This is a genomic window from Streptomyces sp. NPDC059832 (genome assembly GCF_042731715.1).
Lineage (GTDB): Bacteria > Actinomycetota > Actinomycetes > Streptomycetales > Streptomycetaceae > Streptomyces.
Window position 1 is genome coordinate 164554 of the sequence record NZ_JBHWIY010000002.1, and the last position, 15514, is coordinate 180067.

At 68.9% G+C, this 15514-nt stretch carries 17 protein-coding genes, 1 tRNA gene and 1 riboswitch; of the genes, 11 read left to right on the forward strand and 7 right to left on the reverse strand.

Annotated features, from left to right (window positions below):
- Positions 1-159: 159 nt before the first annotated feature.
- Entirely contained in the window at positions 160-675 is a 516-nt protein-coding gene (locus ACFV8T_RS03165) for a type II toxin-antitoxin system PemK/MazF family toxin (protein WP_385323908.1), read from the reverse strand.
- Positions 676-852: 177 nt separating this feature from the next.
- Here ACFV8T_RS03165 and ACFV8T_RS03170 point away from each other — a divergent pair, with 177 nt between their 5' ends.
- Positions 853-1605: an MBL fold metallo-hydrolase gene (locus ACFV8T_RS03170; protein WP_385323911.1), complete on the forward strand. Its 753-nt coding sequence runs from the start codon at positions 853-855 to the stop codon at positions 1603-1605.
- 75 nt (positions 1606-1680) lie between these two features.
- On the opposite strand, the gene ACFV8T_RS03175 is transcribed toward ACFV8T_RS03170, so the two are convergent.
- Positions 1681-2946 carry a PTS transporter subunit EIIC gene (locus tag ACFV8T_RS03175; RefSeq protein WP_385323913.1) on the reverse strand — a complete coding sequence of 422 codons (1266 nt, stop codon included), beginning with the start codon at positions 2944-2946 and terminating at the stop codon, positions 1681-1683.
- A gap of 269 nt (positions 2947-3215) precedes the next feature.
- A complete protein-coding gene (locus ACFV8T_RS03180) occupies positions 3216-4526 on the reverse strand; it encodes a PTS transporter subunit EIIC (RefSeq protein ID WP_385323915.1) in 1311 nt (436 codons plus the stop codon).
- 222 nt (positions 4527-4748) lie between these two features.
- Here ACFV8T_RS03180 and ACFV8T_RS03185 point away from each other — a divergent pair, with 222 nt between their 5' ends.
- The 4 genes from ACFV8T_RS03185 (at position 4749) to rdgB (ending at position 6990) form a co-directional block, all read left to right on the forward strand.
- On the forward strand, positions 4749-4982 hold the full coding sequence (locus tag ACFV8T_RS03185) for a glucose PTS transporter subunit EIIB (protein ID WP_014156020.1): 234 nt from the start codon (positions 4749-4751) through the stop codon (positions 4980-4982).
- A 151-nt stretch (positions 4983-5133) separates the two neighbouring features.
- Positions 5134-5871 (forward strand): ribonuclease PH, encoded by a 738-nt coding sequence (gene rph, locus ACFV8T_RS03190; RefSeq protein ID WP_385323918.1) that lies wholly within the window; start codon positions 5134-5136, stop codon positions 5869-5871.
- 102 nt (positions 5872-5973) lie between these two features.
- Positions 5974-6366 carry a hypothetical protein gene (locus ACFV8T_RS03195; RefSeq protein WP_385323921.1) on the forward strand — a complete coding sequence of 131 codons (393 nt, stop codon included), beginning with the start codon at positions 5974-5976 and terminating at the stop codon, positions 6364-6366.
- Between the two features lie 21 nt (positions 6367-6387).
- Complete coding sequence (rdgB, locus tag ACFV8T_RS03200; RefSeq protein WP_385323924.1) at positions 6388-6990, forward strand: RdgB/HAM1 family non-canonical purine NTP pyrophosphatase; 603 nt, start codon at positions 6388-6390, stop codon at positions 6988-6990.
- 44 nt (positions 6991-7034) lie between these two features.
- On the opposite strand, the gene ACFV8T_RS03205 is transcribed toward rdgB, so the two are convergent.
- From ACFV8T_RS03205 to bcp, 3 genes are all read right to left on the reverse strand, one after another.
- Positions 7035-7119: transfer RNA gene (locus ACFV8T_RS03205), tRNA-Leu, on the reverse strand.
- A 54-nt stretch (positions 7120-7173) separates the two neighbouring features.
- Positions 7174-8175 carry an HNH endonuclease gene (locus ACFV8T_RS03210; protein ID WP_385323926.1) on the reverse strand — a complete coding sequence of 334 codons (1002 nt, stop codon included), beginning with the start codon at positions 8173-8175 and terminating at the stop codon, positions 7174-7176.
- 194 nt (positions 8176-8369) lie between these two features.
- On the reverse strand, positions 8370-8837 hold the full coding sequence (bcp, locus tag ACFV8T_RS03215; protein ID WP_385323929.1) for a thioredoxin-dependent thiol peroxidase: 468 nt from the start codon (positions 8835-8837) through the stop codon (positions 8370-8372).
- A 128-nt stretch (positions 8838-8965) separates the two neighbouring features.
- Here bcp and ACFV8T_RS03220 point away from each other — a divergent pair, with 128 nt between their 5' ends.
- The 3 genes from ACFV8T_RS03220 to ACFV8T_RS03230 all read left to right on the forward strand — a co-directional run bounded on the left by ACFV8T_RS03220 (position 8966) and on the right by ACFV8T_RS03230 (position 10167).
- Positions 8966-9286, forward strand: a complete 321-nt coding sequence (locus ACFV8T_RS03220; protein WP_385323930.1) for a DUF3618 domain-containing protein — start codon at positions 8966-8968, stop codon at positions 9284-9286.
- Positions 9287-9347: 61 nt separating this feature from the next.
- Positions 9348-9686, forward strand: coding sequence for a co-chaperone GroES (locus ACFV8T_RS03225; protein WP_030923137.1), 339 nt, complete (start codon positions 9348-9350; stop codon positions 9684-9686).
- A 50-nt stretch (positions 9687-9736) separates the two neighbouring features.
- A riboswitch (guanidine-III (ykkC-III) riboswitch) is annotated at positions 9737-9807 on the forward strand.
- A 39-nt stretch (positions 9808-9846) separates the two neighbouring features.
- Positions 9847-10167 (forward strand): multidrug efflux SMR transporter, encoded by a 321-nt coding sequence (locus tag ACFV8T_RS03230; RefSeq protein WP_329818232.1) that lies wholly within the window; start codon positions 9847-9849, stop codon positions 10165-10167.
- On the opposite strand, the gene ACFV8T_RS03235 is transcribed toward ACFV8T_RS03230, so the two are convergent.
- Positions 10161-12596 carry a transglycosylase domain-containing protein gene (locus ACFV8T_RS03235; protein WP_385323933.1) on the reverse strand — a complete coding sequence of 812 codons (2436 nt, stop codon included), beginning with the start codon at positions 12594-12596 and terminating at the stop codon, positions 10161-10163. The two genes, ACFV8T_RS03230 and ACFV8T_RS03235, sit on opposite strands and share 7 nt — an antisense overlap.
- Positions 12597-12774: 178 nt before the next feature.
- On the opposite strand from ACFV8T_RS03235, the gene ACFV8T_RS03240 reads away from it, so the two are divergent.
- From ACFV8T_RS03240 to ACFV8T_RS03250, 3 genes are read left to right on the forward strand one after another with little or no spacing between them, the layout of a single operon-like run.
- On the forward strand, positions 12775-13575 hold the full coding sequence (locus tag ACFV8T_RS03240; protein ID WP_385323934.1) for an ABC transporter permease: 801 nt from the start codon (positions 12775-12777) through the stop codon (positions 13573-13575).
- A gap of 19 nt (positions 13576-13594) precedes the next feature.
- Entirely contained in the window at positions 13595-14473 is an 879-nt protein-coding gene (locus tag ACFV8T_RS03245; RefSeq protein ID WP_385324739.1) for an ABC transporter permease, read from the forward strand.
- Between the two features lie 32 nt (positions 14474-14505).
- On the forward strand, positions 14506-15492 hold the full coding sequence (locus tag ACFV8T_RS03250; protein ID WP_385323937.1) for an ATP-binding cassette domain-containing protein: 987 nt from the start codon (positions 14506-14508) through the stop codon (positions 15490-15492).
- Positions 15493-15514 lie beyond the last annotated feature (22 nt).

Genomic DNA, 15514 nt, shown 5'->3' on the forward strand with positions numbered 1-15514 from the left:
GGTGATTGCTCCTTCACCTCCCCCAACCAGACCGCCGCCGCCGCACCTTTCCTCTACCCTTTCTGCCATCACCCCCCCCCCCCTTCCCTCCGCCCCCCCCCCCCCCAGGCCCCGGGCGCGGGCGCACCCCGCCCACGCCCGAGCCCACCCCGCCCCACCTCATCCGAGCCCCCGCACCCGCTCCCACACCGCCTCGTCCACGACCCCCACCCGTCGCCGGAACCCGCGCACGGCGACCTCCCGCAGCTCGTCCGTCTCCAGGAAGCTGGCCCGGCCCTGCGCGTCCCCCACCGTCCCCGCGGGCAGCGCGATCACCCCGGGCCGGTCCTCGTGACGCTTGCTGGTGATCTTCGCGACGAGCGCCGAGTCACCCCGTACCGACAGCACCAGGCACGGCCGGTCCTTCGCCCCGGGCCCGTCCTCGTACGGCACCTCGGCCCACCAGATCTCGCCCGGCCGCGGCCTCCGCTCCGGCCCCGGCCCGCGTCCGGGCCCCGCCGGCGGGCGGGTCCGCCCACCCGGACGCCCACCGGAGCGCGTACCCGCCGTACCCGCCGACCTGCGGGAACGCCCACGAGGCCCGCGCCCGCCCCGCCCCCGCCCATCGGCGACCGCCGCGACGAGCGCGAGCAGCACGACAAGAACGAGCGCGATCCACCACCAGGACATGTCCATGTCCCGACCGTACCGGCGTCACCACCGCTTCCATCGAACCGGTGACAGAGCAGGTGAGTTCCCCCACAACGGACGGCCGTGGAGGAGCGACCGGCTGTTTCGCGCCTTACGCTCGACAAACCGCTCAACAGACCGCACGAACCCTCCCCGTTCCCACGTCTCGGAGGTTCACGCTCCATGAAGCTCACCGTCGTCGGCTGCTCCGGCTCGTTCCCGTCCGCGGGATCAGCGTGTTCGAGCTACCTCGTAGAGGCCGACGGCTTCAGGCTGCTCCTCGACATGGGCAATGGCGCCCTCGGCGAGCTGCAGCGCCATGTCGGTCTCTACGACCTCGACGCCATCTTCCTCAGCCACCTCCATGCCGATCACTGCATCGACATGTGCGCGTACTTCGTCGTCCGCTACTACCGGCACGACGGGGGCCGCCCCGCCCCCCTCCCGGTCTACGGGCCCGACGGCACCGAGCAGCGGCTGACCACCGCCCACGCCGACACACCGTCCGAGCACGCGATGAGCGAGGTCTTCGACTTCCACACGCTGAAGCCGGGATCGTTCGAGATCGGCCCCTTCTCGGTCCGTACGGAGAAGGTCTGCCACCCCGTCGAGACCTTCGCGATCCGGATCGAGCACGGCGGCCGCTCGCTGGCGTACTCCGGCGACACGGGGATCTGCGACGCCCTGGACGAACTCGCCGAGGGCGTCGACCTGTTCCTGTGCGAAGCGTCGTTCATCCATGGCAAGGAGGACATCCCGGACCTCCACCTCAACGGCCGCGAGGCGGGCGAGACCGCCGCCCGCGCCGGAGTGGGGCGCCTCGTCCTGACCCACATCCCGCCGTGGACCGACGCCGACCGCAACCTGGCCGACGCCCGCACGGTCTTCCATGGACCGGCGGAGGTGGCGGTGCCGGGAGCGGTGTACGAGATCTAGGGTCTTTCGGCCGCACGGCGAAGCCCTCACCTCCCGCCGTGGGAGATGAGGGCTTCGCCGTGCGGTGGGCGGGGGCTACTTCGCCTCGGCCTTGAGGAGCTCGGCGAGCTCCTCGTCGGACTCACGGCCCGGAGTGGGCAGGTTGAACTTGGTGATCGCGAAGCGGAAGACCGCGTAGTAGACCACCGCGAAGCAGAGGCCGACCAGCACCAGCAACCACGGTTTGCTCGCGATGCCGAGGTTCAGGAAGAAGTCGACGGCACCCGCGGAGAAGCCGAAGCCGTCCTTCATACCGAGCCCCCAGGTGAGGGCCATGGAGACACCGGTGAGCACCGCGTGGATCGCGTACAGCACCGGGGCGATGAACATGAACGTGAACTCGATCGGCTCGGTGACACCGGTCACGAACGCGGTGAGCGCGAGCGAGAACATCATGCCGCCGACGACCTTGCGGCGCTCCGGACGGGCGCAGTGCACGATCGCGAGGCAGGCGGCCGGGAGGGCGAACATCATGATCGGGAAGAAGCCGGTCATGAACTGTCCGGCCGTCGGGTCACCGGCCAGGAAGCGGTTGATGTCGCCGCTCTTGCCGTGGTACTCACCGGCCTGGAACCACGGGAACGAGTTCAGCAGGTGGTGCATGCCGACGGGGATCAGCGCACGGTTGGCGACACCGAAGATGCCCGCGCCGACCGCGCCGGAACCCACCAGCCACTCGCCGAAGTTGTGCAGCCCGGTGCCGAGCACCGGCCAGATGTAACCGAAGACGACGCCGATGACCAGACCCGCGAAGGCGGAGAGGATCGGGACCAGGCGGCGGCCGCCGAAGAAGCCCGCCCAGGCGGGCAGCTTCGTCCGGTAGAACTTCTGGTAGAGCAGCGCGACGACGATGCCCATCACCACACCGCCGAGGACCTTGGCGTCCACGGGGGCGTCCGTCATGACTATCTTGCCGTCGACCACCGTCGCGACCTGCGGAAGGTTGCTGTCGGTGAAGGTGGCGAGCACCTTCTGGAAGACCAGGTAGCCGGTGACGGCCGCGAGCGCGGTCGAACCGTCCGACTTCTTGGCGAAGCCGATCGCGATGCCGACGGCGAACAGCAGCGCCATGTTGTCGAGGATCGCGTTGCCACCCGCGGCCATGAAGCTCGCGATCTTGGTGACGAAGTCCGGGAACGAGGCCCTGCCGAGCATGTCGTCGTTGCCGAGACGCACCAGGAGCGCGGCCGCCGGCAGCACCGCGACCGGCAGCATGAGGCTGCGGCCGATGCGCTGCATGACCGACATCACGCCGGCACCCTTCTTCTTGGTGACCGCGGGTGCGGTGTCTGCCGTGGACATCAACTTCCTCCATGGGGCAAGGCGCCGCCCAGGTCGTTGAGGGGGGAGGCGGCGACTCGAGAAACGCGGCAGAGCGCCACGTGGTCTGGACCACTCAGTGGTGTAGACCAGTTTTAGCACGGTGAGCTACAGATAAGGAACCTGTACATTCCGACTACTTCGCATGAGCTATCACCCACGCTCGGTGACATGTCGAAAACCCCCGGACCAGGTGGGTCCGAGGGCCTTCGAGGGACTGCTCAGGACGGGCCGAATACCCGTCCGACGTGCTATTTCGTGAGGTTCCTCTCGATCTCCTCCTCCAGTTCGTCGGGCTCGCGGCCCGGCGTCTGGAGATTGAATTTGGTGATCGCGAACCGGAAGATCACGTAGTACACGGCGGCGAACACCAGGCCGATCGGAATGATCAGCCAGGGTTTGGTCGCCAGGCTCCAGTTGATGACGTAGTCGATCAGACCCGCCGAGAAGCTGAAGCCGTCCTTGACCCCGAGTGCCCATGTCACCGCCATCGAGACACCGGTGAGCACCGCGTGGATGCCGTACAGCAGTGGTGCGACGAAGAGGAACGAGTACTCGATCGGCTCGGTGATGCCCGTCACGAACGACGTCAGACCGACCGAGAGCATCATGCCGCCGACCGCCTTGCGGCGGTGCGGCTTGGCGCAGTGGTAGATCGCCAGCGCCGCCGCGGGGAGGGCGAACATCATGATCGGGAAGAAGCCCGAGGTGAACTGGCCGGCCGTCGGGTCGCCCGCCAGGAAGCGGTTGATGTCACCGTGCACGACCGTGCCGTCCGGCTTGGTGAAGTCGCCGAACTGGAACCAGACGAACGTGTTCAGGAACTGGTGGAGGCCGATGACCAGCAACGCGCGGTTGGCGAGACCGAAGATGCCGGAGCCCACCCAGTCCAGGTCCACCAGCCACTTGGAGAAGCTGGTCAGGCCGTCACCGATCGGCTGCCACAGCCAGGCGCACAGGCCCGCGAAGAGCAGCCCGATGAAGGCCATGATGATCGGGACGAGCCGGCGGCCGTTGAAGAAGCCCAGCCAGTCCACCAGCTTGACCCGGTGGTACCGCTGCCAGAACCAGGCGGACAGCAGGCCCATCATGATGCCGCCGAACACGCCGGGGTTCTGGTACTCGGCGGCCGTGACCTTGGCGTCGCCGGTCACGCAGGTGCCGAACCAGGTGCCGCCCGAGGTGAACGTCGAACCCGGGGCGCAGTCCACCGGGAAGGCGTGCAGCACCGCGTAATAGACGAGGAAGCCGGCCACCGCGGCGAGCGCGGTCGAGCCGTCCGACTTCTTCGCCATGCCGATCGCGACACCGATGCAGAACAGCAGTGGAAGGCCGAGGCCCGAGTCGAGCAGCGCGCCGCCCGCGGCCGCGAACACCTTGGCGATGTTGTTCCAGCCCAGGCCCTCGTCGCCGAATACGTCCGGCTGGCCCAACCGGTTGAGAATGCCGGCCGCCGGCAGCACGGCGATCGGGAGCTGGAGGCTGCGGCCCATCTTCTGGAGGCCTTGGAAGAGGCCGTTCCACCACGTCTTCTGTGGCACTGCGGCGCTGCTAGAGCTCATCGGCATCCTCCCGGAACACGGTGCGTTCGGCGGTCGTTGCAGACTGGTGTAGACCAGTTGAGGTACGGTGCGTAACCCGCCTGGAAGACAGGGCACCGGTGATCGTCATCATTGGGGACGGTCCGGCCACCCGCTCGCGAAGCTGGGCCAAACGTGCGTTACGGTGACGAAACGGACCCAGGGTGGGCCGTCGCACGCATGTGAAGAACCAGGGAGAAGGCCATGGCCAGCAAGGCTGAGAAGATCGTCGCCGGGCTCGGCGGTATCGAGAACATCGACGAGATCGAAGGCTGCATCACCCGCCTCCGCACCGAGGTCCACGACCCGAGCAAGGTCGACGAAGCCGCGCTCAAGGCCGCCGGAGCCCACGGCGTCGTGAAGATGGGCACCGCGATCCAGGTCGTCATCGGCACCGACGCCGACCCCATCGCCGCCGACATCGAAGACATGATGTGACCGGCCGCCGGACCCCTCGCTGAGCCGGCCGCTCGGCACCGTACAGGCCCCGCCCACCCGGACGGGGCCTGTGCCGCACCCGGACGGCGGCGGACCGGGACCGCCCCGCACCCGAACGGACGCCACGCCCGCACCCGATAAAGTCGACGCCATGTCTCGTATCGACGGCCGCACCCCCGAACAGCTCCGCCCCGTCACCATCGAACGCGGATGGAGCAAGCACGCCGAAGGCTCCGTACTCATCTCCTTCGGCGACACCAAGGTCTTCTGCACCGCCTCCGTCACCGAAGGCGTCCCGCGCTGGCGCAAGGGCAGCGGCGAGGGCTGGGTCACCGCCGAATACTCCATGCTGCCCCGCTCCACCAACACCCGCGGCGACCGCGAATCCGTCCGCGGCAAGATCGGCGGCCGCACCCACGAGATCAGCCGCCTCATCGGCCGCTCCCTGCGCGCGGTCGTCGACTACAAGGCGCTCGGCGAGAACACCATCGTCCTCGACTGCGACGTCCTCCAGGCCGACGGCGGCACCCGCACCGCCGCCATCACCGGCGCCTACGTCGCCCTCGCCGACGCCGTCACCTGGGCCCAGCACAAGAAGATCGTCAAGCACGGCCGCAAGCCGCTGACCGACACCGTCTCCGCGATCAGCGTCGGCATCGTCGACGGCACCCCCCTCCTCGACCTCTGCTACGAGGAGGACGTCCGCGCCGAGACCGACATGAACGTCGTCTGCACCGGCGACGGCCGCTTCGTCGAGGTCCAGGGCACCGCCGAGGCCACCCCCTTCGACCGTAAGGAACTGGGCGCCCTCCTCGACCTCGCCACGGCCGGCTGCGCGGACCTGACCGCGATCCAGCACGAGGCCCTCGCCCACACCCTCGGCGAGTAAAGAAGCAACCAAGTACGCACCACAGCGCGTCGTTACGAACACGGGCGCACGGGTCGAACCGTGCGCCCGTCCGCGTATCCGCATCCGGGGAGGAACCGCACCATGGCCACAGCCGCCCGCCATCGCCGCATCACCGTCGCGCTGACCCTGACCACCCTCGCCCTCACCGCCGCGTCCGGCTGCGGCGCCGTCGACAAGGCGCTGGACTGCGTCCGCACCGCCGACGCCATCGCCACCAGCGTCGACAACCTCCAGCAGGCGGTCTCCAACGCCACCAGCGACCCCACACAGGCCTCCGAAGCCCTCGACGAGATCGAGAAGGACCTCGGCGACCTCGGCGACAAGACCGACAACGCCGACCTCGGCAAGGCCGTCGACGACCTCCAGAAGGGCGTCGGCAACGTCCGCGACTCCATCGACAAGGGCGACGCCACCCCCGACATCACCCCGGTCACCGACGCCGCCGCGGAAATCGGCAAGGTCTGCACGCCCTGACCACCCCCGATACTGGGTGACATGACCCGCCTCATCCTCGCCACCCGCAATGCCGGGAAGATCACCGAACTCCACGCGATCCTCGCCGACGCCGGCCTCACCCATGAGCTCGTCGGCGCGGACGCGTACCCCCACGTCCCCGACGTCAAGGAAACCGGCGTCACCTTCGCCGAGAACGCCCTGCTCAAGGCCCACGCCCTCGCCAAGGCCATCGGCCTCCCCGCCGTCGCCGACGACTCCGGTCTCTGCGTGGACGTGCTCGGCGGCGCCCCCGGCATCTTCTCCGCCCGCTGGGCCGGCACCCACGGCGACGACAGGGCCAACCTGGACCTGCTCCTGGCCCAGCTCTCCGACATCGACGCGCCCCACCGCGGCGCCCACTTCGCCTGCGCCGCCGCCCTCGCCCTCCCCGACGGCACGGAACGCGTGGTCGAGGGCCGCCTGACGGGCACCCTGCGCCACACCCCGTCCGGCACGAACGGCTTCGGCTACGACCCGATCCTCCAGCCCGAGGGCGACACCCGCACCTGCGCGGAACTGACCCCGGCGGAGAAGAACGCGATCAGCCACCGGGGCAAGGCGTTCCGGGCACTGGTGCCGGTGGTGCGGGAGCTGGTGGGGTGAGACATACCAATGGGCCGCCCGGTCGCGGGCGGCCCATTGACGTGTGCGGCCGGTGGGACTCGAACCCACACGGGATTTCTCCCACTGGGACCTAAACCCAGCTCGGCTACCAAATTACGACACGGCCGCTGGTCATCAGCCATGCTAGCGGGAGGACGACCCGCACGGTACGTCGCGTACGGGTCAGGTTGTCGTCCTGCTTCGAGGACGCCGGTTGCGGCACCACGTGTCTGTCAGCGCATGACAGTTGGGGCAGAGGTAGCGAAGGTTCTCAGCCCGGTTGTCGAGCCAGTCACCGTTGATGTGGTCGATCTGGAGCGTGCAGGGCTGCCCCAGCCATTCGCCCGGGTTGCCGCATGTCTCACAGCGATACGCGACACCGATCTCTCGAAGGGCGCGGTGCAGTCTTTCTCGATTCGTGCGGGTCGCCCCTTGAGGCCTGACGATCAGGGTTGTCGGTGCGATCGCTGCAGGCTCGCGCATCTGAGTCGAGCTCCAAGAGCGGCGCGCGAAGTGGCTTGTGTTGAGCCTCAGTTGAAGGATTTTGCGCCGCACGCGGCGGTGGTTCGTGTCGTTGACCTCAAGGTCGAGTGCGCGCATGACGTCTGCGTAGCTGGTGGCCCGCGGAACGGCTTCCCGCAAAGGTTCTTCCGGGATCGAGAGGCGCGCGTTACGGAAGTGGGACGTGTCGATCCCCTTTCTGCGCAGCGTGCCGGCCAGCGCGGAGCGCGCTCGGCTGTCGTCACGCACTCCGAGGATTCGTGCCGTTCCGCGAATGCTCTCGGCGGAGGCAACGGCCGCTCGTAGCTCCTCAAGGGTGAACAACAGGTCCATTTGTGGACGATTCATGCCGGGAAAGTGGCTGACGTCGATCCCGGCCGCTGCGATGCGGCGGCTTATGTGGGAGAGCGTTCCGCTCGCCGGTGGTGCGTCGAGCTTCGTGGCGACCTCGCGCAGCGACGAGGAGGATGCGACTGCGGCCGCAATGGCCGCGTCCGGATACCTTCGCCAAGGGCTGCGCTGCTTGAAGTGGGCGGTGTCCAGACCGTGCCCGGCCACCTTCTCTTGAAGCACGCGCCGCTGGCCGCCACTCTTCTTGAGCCCCAGCCTGCGCATCAGGTCTGTCCAGTTCTCCGACTCGGCGACGGCGGTGGCGAGCCTTCCCCGTTCGTATACCTCAGACATGGCGCCCTCGCGCGTTCGGGTTCACTGGCACGTTCCCCTCCGTATCCGGCCGCGCGTTCGTGGCCTCGTACGGATCAACGAGCCATTTATCGGAGTGTCACGTCCGATATCCGACAAGATGCGGAATGCCCTGTGCCGCTTCGGTCGAGACCGAAGCGGCACAGGGCATTCCGGGGGGCCGGGTGACGGGCGGGTCAGATGCCGAGGTCCTTGATGATCTTGGCGACGTGGCCGGTGGCCTTGACGTTGTAGAGGGCGCGCTCGACCTTGCCCGCCTCGTCCACGACGATCGTGGAGCGGATGACGCCCGTCACCGTTTTGCCGTAGAGCTTCTTCTCGCCGAAGGCGCCGTACGCCTCAAGGGTCTCCTTGGACGGGTCGCCGACCAGGGTGACCTTGAGGTTCTCCTGCTCGCGGAACTTGGCGAGCTTCTCGGGCTTGTCGGGGGAGACGCCGATGACGTCGTATCCGGCACCGGCGAGCAGCTCCAGGTTGTCGGTGAAGTCGCAGGCCTGCTTGGTGCAGCCGGGGGTGAGGGCGGCCGGGTAGAAGTAGACGATGACCTTGCGGCCCTTGTGGTCGGCGAGCGAGATCTCGTTGCCGTCGGCGTCGGGGAGGGTGAAGGCGGGGGCGGTGTCGCCGGGCTGGAGTCGCTCGCTCATGGTTCTCCTCAGGTGGCACGTGGGGTGTACGGGACCGAGCGTAATAGGGGTGCCGCCGGGTGCGCGGGCTGTCGAGCTGACAGACTGGCGATGAAGGTTTACCGGACGAGGACCACGGAGGCGGCGCAGTGTCGGATGCCAGGACCCCTGCGCAGATCGAGGCGGACATCATCAGCAGGCGCGAGCAGCTTGCGGTGGTGCTCGATGAGATCGGGGTGCGGGTGCACCCGGATACGATCATGGGTGATGTGAAGGCCAAGGCTGTCGAGGCCGTGGACCGGACGGCCGGGCGGGCGTTCGTCGCGGTGAACCGGGCGGTGTCGGACGTGAGGGCGCAGTTCGTGTCCGAGGACGGGGCCCCGCGGCTGGAGCGGGTGATTCCGGCGGCGCTGCTCGCGGTGGGTGTCGTGGGTCTGGTCGTGGCGTCGAAGCGGCGCCGGAAGAGCTGATGCCGCGCCCCGTGCACCCCGGAGGGGTGCGTGGCCGCGGCGGGCAGGTAGGTTGCGGGGCGTGAGCGAGAACACCGACGACAAACTGCCCATCCGCATGCTGCACGACCGCGTGCTGGTCCGGTCCGATACGCCCGAGGGCGAGCGGCGTTCCGGTGGCGGGATCCTGATTCCGGCGACGGCCGCGGTCGGCCGCCGGCTGGCCTGGGCCGTGGTGGTCGCGGTGGGTCAGAACGTGCGGACGGTGGAGCCGGGCGACCGGGTGCTGTACGACCCCGAGGACCGTGCGGAGGTCGAGGTGCGCGGTGTGGCGTACGTGCTGATGCGCGAGCGCGACCTGCATGCGGTGGCGGCGGACCGGTTCGAGGGGTCGGTGGATTCGACCGGGCTGTATCTGTAGACGGCAGCAGTGGTGAGTGGGGCCTGGTGACCGGTGTCACCAGGCCTTTTGCATGTTCTTTGCTACGGTGGGGGGACCCCGACGAGACGCGCCGTACCGGGCTTCGAAAAGACGACGCACCCGTGTTGTTCGCGTGTTCTGTGTCGTCGGAGGTGCCGTCATGGCCTGGGTTCTGCTCGTTGTCGCCGGTCTGCTGGAAGTGGCCTGGTCGATCGGGATGAAGTACACCGAGGGGTTCACCCGGTTGTGGCCGAGTGTGTTCACCGGCCTCGGGATCGTGGCGAGCATGGTGATGCTGTCCCATGCGGCCAGGACGCTGCCGATCGGTACGGCGTACGGCGTGTGGGTCGGTATCGGTGCGGCCGGTGCGGCGATTCTGGGCATGGTGGTGCTGAACGAGCCGGTGACCGCCGCCCGGATCTTCTTCGTCTGTCTGCTGCTGGTCGCCGTCGTCGGGCTGAAGGCGACCTCCGGTCACTGACGCGGGGCCGGGGTGCCCCGGGTGCCGGGGAGGAGCGCGTTGTCGTCCCCGCCGATGTCGTTCCCGCCCGTGCCCGCGCCGTTGTCACTGCCGCGGGGGTCGCCGTTGTCACCGCCGCCGTTCTGCGCGCCGCCGTGCTCCGGCGTGCCGCCGGCCGGGCTGCCGGTCTCCGTGCCGCCGGTGGCCGGTGCGCTGCTCGTGGGGGTCGACGGGCTGCCGGGCGGGGTGCTTCCGGGGCTGCTGGGCGGGGTGCTGGAGGTGGTTTCGGAGGGCGTTCCGGTGTTCCGGGGGCTGGATTCCTCGTCGGTGGGCGGGGCGGGTTCCTCGGCGCCGCTTTCGAGTTGGAGGTCGAAGTCCGTGGCCGTGGTGGAGCGCAGGGCGGCCTCGGTGTACTGGGCCCAGGTCTGGGCGGGTGCGCCGCCGCCGTTGATGCGGGCGAGCCCGAGTGCTCCGTACAGCGGTTTCTGTACGCCGGTCTCGGGGTCCTGGCCCATGACGGCGATGACGGTGGTGAGGTCGGGGGTGTAGCCGGCGAACCAGGCGGCCCTGTCCTCCTCGGCGGTGCCGGTCTTGCCCGCGGCGGGGCGTCCCGCGCCCTGGGCGGCGGTGCCGGTGCCGCCCTCGACGACGCTCTGGAGGATCGAGGTCGTGGTGTCGGCGGCTTCGCGGCTGACCGCCTGTTGGGTGTGGCCGGTGTCGGGGAGTGTGAGGTCCTCGCCGTTCTTGCTGATCCGGTCGACGAGGGTGTACGCGCGGTGCCGGCCGTGGTTGGCGAGGGTGGCGTACGCCTCGGTCATGTCCAGGACGCTGGCGGTGGAGACGCCGAGTGCGATGGACGGGGTGGCGGTGAGGTCGGGGGTGTTCTTCGGAAGGCCGAGGTCGATGGCGGTCTGCTTGACCTTGTCCGGGCCGACTTCCTCGGCCATCTGGGCGTAGACGGCGTTGACGGACTTGTCGGTGGCGGTGGAGACGGTGATGGGCCCGTAGTCGATGTCGTCCTCGTTGGCGGGGGCGTATCCGGTGGGTCCGTGGGGGCCCTGGACCATGCGTTTGTTGGTGCCGTCGTAGATGGTGTTGGGGGTGATGAGCAGGCCGTCCTGGGTGGTGGAGCCGTTGGCCACGGCGGAGGTGAAGACGAAGGGCTTGAAGGTGGAGCCGACCTGGTAGTCGCGGCGGGTCGCGTTGTTCACGTACTGCTTGGTGTAGTCGATGCCGCCGTACATGGCGACGACCCGGCCGGTGCCGGGGTCGATGGAGGCGCCGCCGACGCGGACGTTGCGGTCGGCCGGGCGGTCGGGGCTGGTCTGGGACATGACGTTGTCGTCGACGGCCTTGACGAGCGCGTCCTGCTTCTTCTTCTCCAGGGTGGTGGTGATCCGGTAGCCGCCGGTGGCGAGGGTGTTCTCGTCGATGACGTCGTTGCCGGTGAGGTAGTCCTCGATGGCCTGGACGAGGTAGCCGCGCTGTCCGGAGAGCCCGGTGGACGGCCTGACCTTGCCGGGTACGGGGAATTTCATCGCGGCGCGTTCGCCGGCGCCGAGCCACTTCTCCTTGACCATGCCGTCGAGCACGTAGTTCCAGCGTCCGAGGGCCGCGGCCTTGTTCTCGGGATGGACGACGACGTCGTACGCGCTGGGGGCGTTGAGCAGGGAGGCGAGGTAGGCGCCCTCGGCGGTGGTGATGTCGCCGATGTCCTTGGAGTAGTAGGCCTGGGCGGCGGCCTGGATGCCGTAGGCGTTGCGGCCGAAGTAGCTGGTGTTGAGGTAGCCCTCGAAGATCTGGTCCTTGGAATCCTCGCGGTTGAGCTTGACCGCGATGAAGAACTCCTTGATCTTGCGGATGACGGTCTGTTCCTGGCCGAGGTAGTAGTTCTTGACGTACTGCTGGGTGATCGTCGAGCCGCCCTGTTTGCCCTTGCCGGTGAGCGTGTTGAAGGCGGCACGGGCCATGGCCTTGAGGTCGACGGCCCGTTCGGAGTAGAAGTCGCGGTCCTCCGCGGCGAGGACGGCGTGCTGGACGGTGAGCGGCACCTGGGCCAGCTTGACGTTCTCCCGGTTGACCTCGCCGGAGCGGGCGAGGACGCTGCCGTCCTTGTAGAGGTAGACGTTGGACTGTGCGGTGGCGCTGGTGTTGGCGGCCGGGATGTCGACGAGCTCGTATCCGGCGATGAAGCCGCCGATCAGGAGCGCGGCGACGAGGAGGACGGCGCCGAGGACCATCCGCCAGGTGGGGACGGCGCGGCGCCATCCGGTGCGCTTGGGGCGCTTGGGCTTCTTCGCCCTGCCGCTCCCGTCGCCCGTACCGCCGGACGCCCCGTCCTCGCCGCCCGTACCGCCGGGCGCCCCGGCGGCGCCGGGGGCAGCAGGGTCCCTCGGGGCCCAGCCCCGGGGTTCGTGTTCCCCGCTCGGCTGCTGTGGCTCGTCGCTCATGTCCGTGCAGACTCCTCGGCCGCGGTCAGTTCCCCCATAGTGCCCTTTTCTGCGGAATAAGCACCGGATCGACCCCGAATCGGCCCCCGAAAAGCGGTCGCGGCGGCCGTCCCCGTTGAACTAAGGTCTTGCGCTTTGGTGTCCAAAGCCGTTGGGCACCCGGCGAGGGGGGCATACGGTGCGGCTGTACGCGGTGGTGGCGGCGGGAGGGTTCCGGCGCTATGCCACCTACCGGACCGCCACGGCGGCGGGGGTGTTCACCAATACCGTCTTCGGGTTCATCCTGGCGTACACCTATGTGGCGTTGTGGGACGAGCGCCCGCAGCTCGGCGGCTACGACATGTCCCAGGCGCTCAGCTACGTCTGGCTGGGGCAGGCGCTGCTGATGACCTGTTCCATGATGGGCGGCGGCTTCGAGGACGAGCTGATCGAGCGGATCCGCACCGGCGACATCGCGGTCGATCTCTACCGGCCCGCGGATCTCCAACTGTGGTGGCTCGCGGGCGATCTGGGCCGTGCCGCGTTCCATCTGCTGGGGCGCGGCATCGTGCCGATGATGGTGGGATCGCTCGCCTTCGATCTGGCGCTGCCGTCGTCGCCGGGGGTGTGGGTGGCCTTCCTCGGCTCGGTGGCGCTCGGCGTCGTGGTGAGTTTCGCGATCCGCTATCTGGTGGCGCTCTCCGCGTTCTGGTTGCTGGACGGGGCGGGGACGGCACAGATGGCCTGGCTGGCCGGGATGTTCTTCTCCGGGATGCTGCTCCCGCTGACGCTGTTCCCCGGGGTGCTGGGCGACGTCGCGCGGGCGCTGCCGTGGTCGTCGTTGCTCCAGGTGCCGGCCGATGTGTTCCTCGGCAAGTACCCGGGGTGGGAGCTGGTGCGGGCGTACGCCTTCCAGGCGGGCTGGGCGCTGGCGCTGCTGCTGGTGGGGCGGATGGTGCAGTCGGTGGCGACGAGGAGGGTGGTGGTCCAGGGTGGCTGACACGACCGGTGCGGTGGAGGTGGCCGGGGCGGCGGAGGCGCCCGGTGGCCGGCCCGCGGACTGGCCCGAGGCGGTGTTCGCCGAACGGTCGAGGCTCGTCGAGGGGGTGCGGGCGTACGGGCTGATCGTGATGATGTGGCTGCGCTCGACGATGGCGTACCGAGCCTCGTTCGCCATGACGGCGTTCGGGAACTTCGCGGCGACCGCCTTCGACTTCGTCACGATCCTGCTGATGTTCTCGCACGTGGACGAGTTGGGCGGTTACACACTGCCCGAGATCGCTCTGCTGTACGGGGTGTCGGGCACCGCGTTCGGCCTCGCCGACCTGGTGCTGGGCTCGATGGACCGGCTGGGCCGGCGGGTGCGTGACGGCACGCTGGACACCCTGCTGGTACGGCCGGCCCCGGTGCTCGCCCAGGTGGCGGCGGACCGGTTCGCGTTGCGCAGGCTGGGGCGGGTGCTCCAGGGGCTGTTGGTGCTGGGGTACGCGCTGGTGACGCTGGACATCGGATGGACGCCGCTGAAGGTGGCGATGGTGCCGATGATGCTGCTGAGCGGGGCGGCGATCTTCGGGGCGCTGTTCGTGGCCGGGGGAGCGTTCCAGTTCGTCGCGCAGGACGCCGCCCAGGTGCAGAACTCCTTCACGTACGGCGGGAACACACTGCTCCAGTACCCGCCGTCGGTCTTCGCGAAGGACCTGGTGCGCGGAGTGACGTTCGTGGTGCCGCTGGCCTTCGCGAACTGGCTGCCCGCGCTGTACGTGCTGGGCCGGGAGTACCCGCTGGGGCTGCCGGACTGGGTGGCGTTCCTGCCCCCGGTGGTGGCGGGTCTGTGCTGGCTGCTCGCCGGTCTGGCCTGGCGCTCGGGCCTGCGCGCGTACCGCAGCACCGGAAGTTGATCCACAACATCGAACGAGGCAGGGCATCGGACATGGACGAGGGAACCCCCACCGGATTCATCGAACTCGACAATGTGGAGAAGGTCTTCGACGTGCGTCGCAAGACCGGTTTCATGCGCAGTGAACGCCGCCAGGTGCGGGCGGTCGACTCGATCAGCTTCCGTGTCGCGCGCGGCGAGATGGTCGGTTACATCGGCCCGAACGGCGCGGGGAAGTCGACCACGATCAAGATGCTGACCGGCATCCTCACCCCGAGCGGCGGCCGGCTGCGGGTGGCGGGCATCGATCCTTCCCGGGAGCGTACGAGGCTGGCGCACCGGATCGGTGTGGTGTTCGGCCAGCGCACCACGCTCTGGTGGGACCTGCCGCTGCGCGACTCGTACCGCCTGATGCACCGGATGTACCGGATTCCCGACGCGCGCTACCGGGAGAATCTGGACCGCTGTGTCGAACTCCTCGATCTGGGTGAGCTGTTGGACGTTCCGGTACGGCAGTTGTCGTTGGGGCAGCGGATGCGCGGCGACATCGCGGCGGCGCTGCTGCACGATCCCGAGGTGCTGTACCTGGACGAGCCGACGATCGGGCTGGATGTCGTCTCCAAGGCCAAGGTCCGTGGGTTCCTGCGGGACCTGAACGCCGAGCGCGGTACGACGGTGCTGCTCACGACCCATGATCTGACGGACATCGAGCAGCTCTGCAAGCGGGTGATGGTGATCGACCACGGCCGCCTGATGTACGACGGCGCCCTCGCCGGTCTGCATGAGGTGGGCGAGAGCGAGCGGACGCTGGTGGTCGACCTGGAGCGTCAACTGCCGCCGATCCGGCTGGAGTCGGCGCCCTCGGTCCGGACGGTGAAGGTGGAGGGGCCGCGGCAGTGGCTGGCCTTCCCGGCCTCGGAGTCGGCCGCTCCGCTGGTTGCCCGGATCGCCGCGGACTACCCCTTGGTCGACCTGTCGGTGCGGGAGCCGGACATCGAGGCCGTGATCGCGAAGATGTATGAGTCCGCCACCGGCATGTAGGACTGTGACGGCGATGCGGACG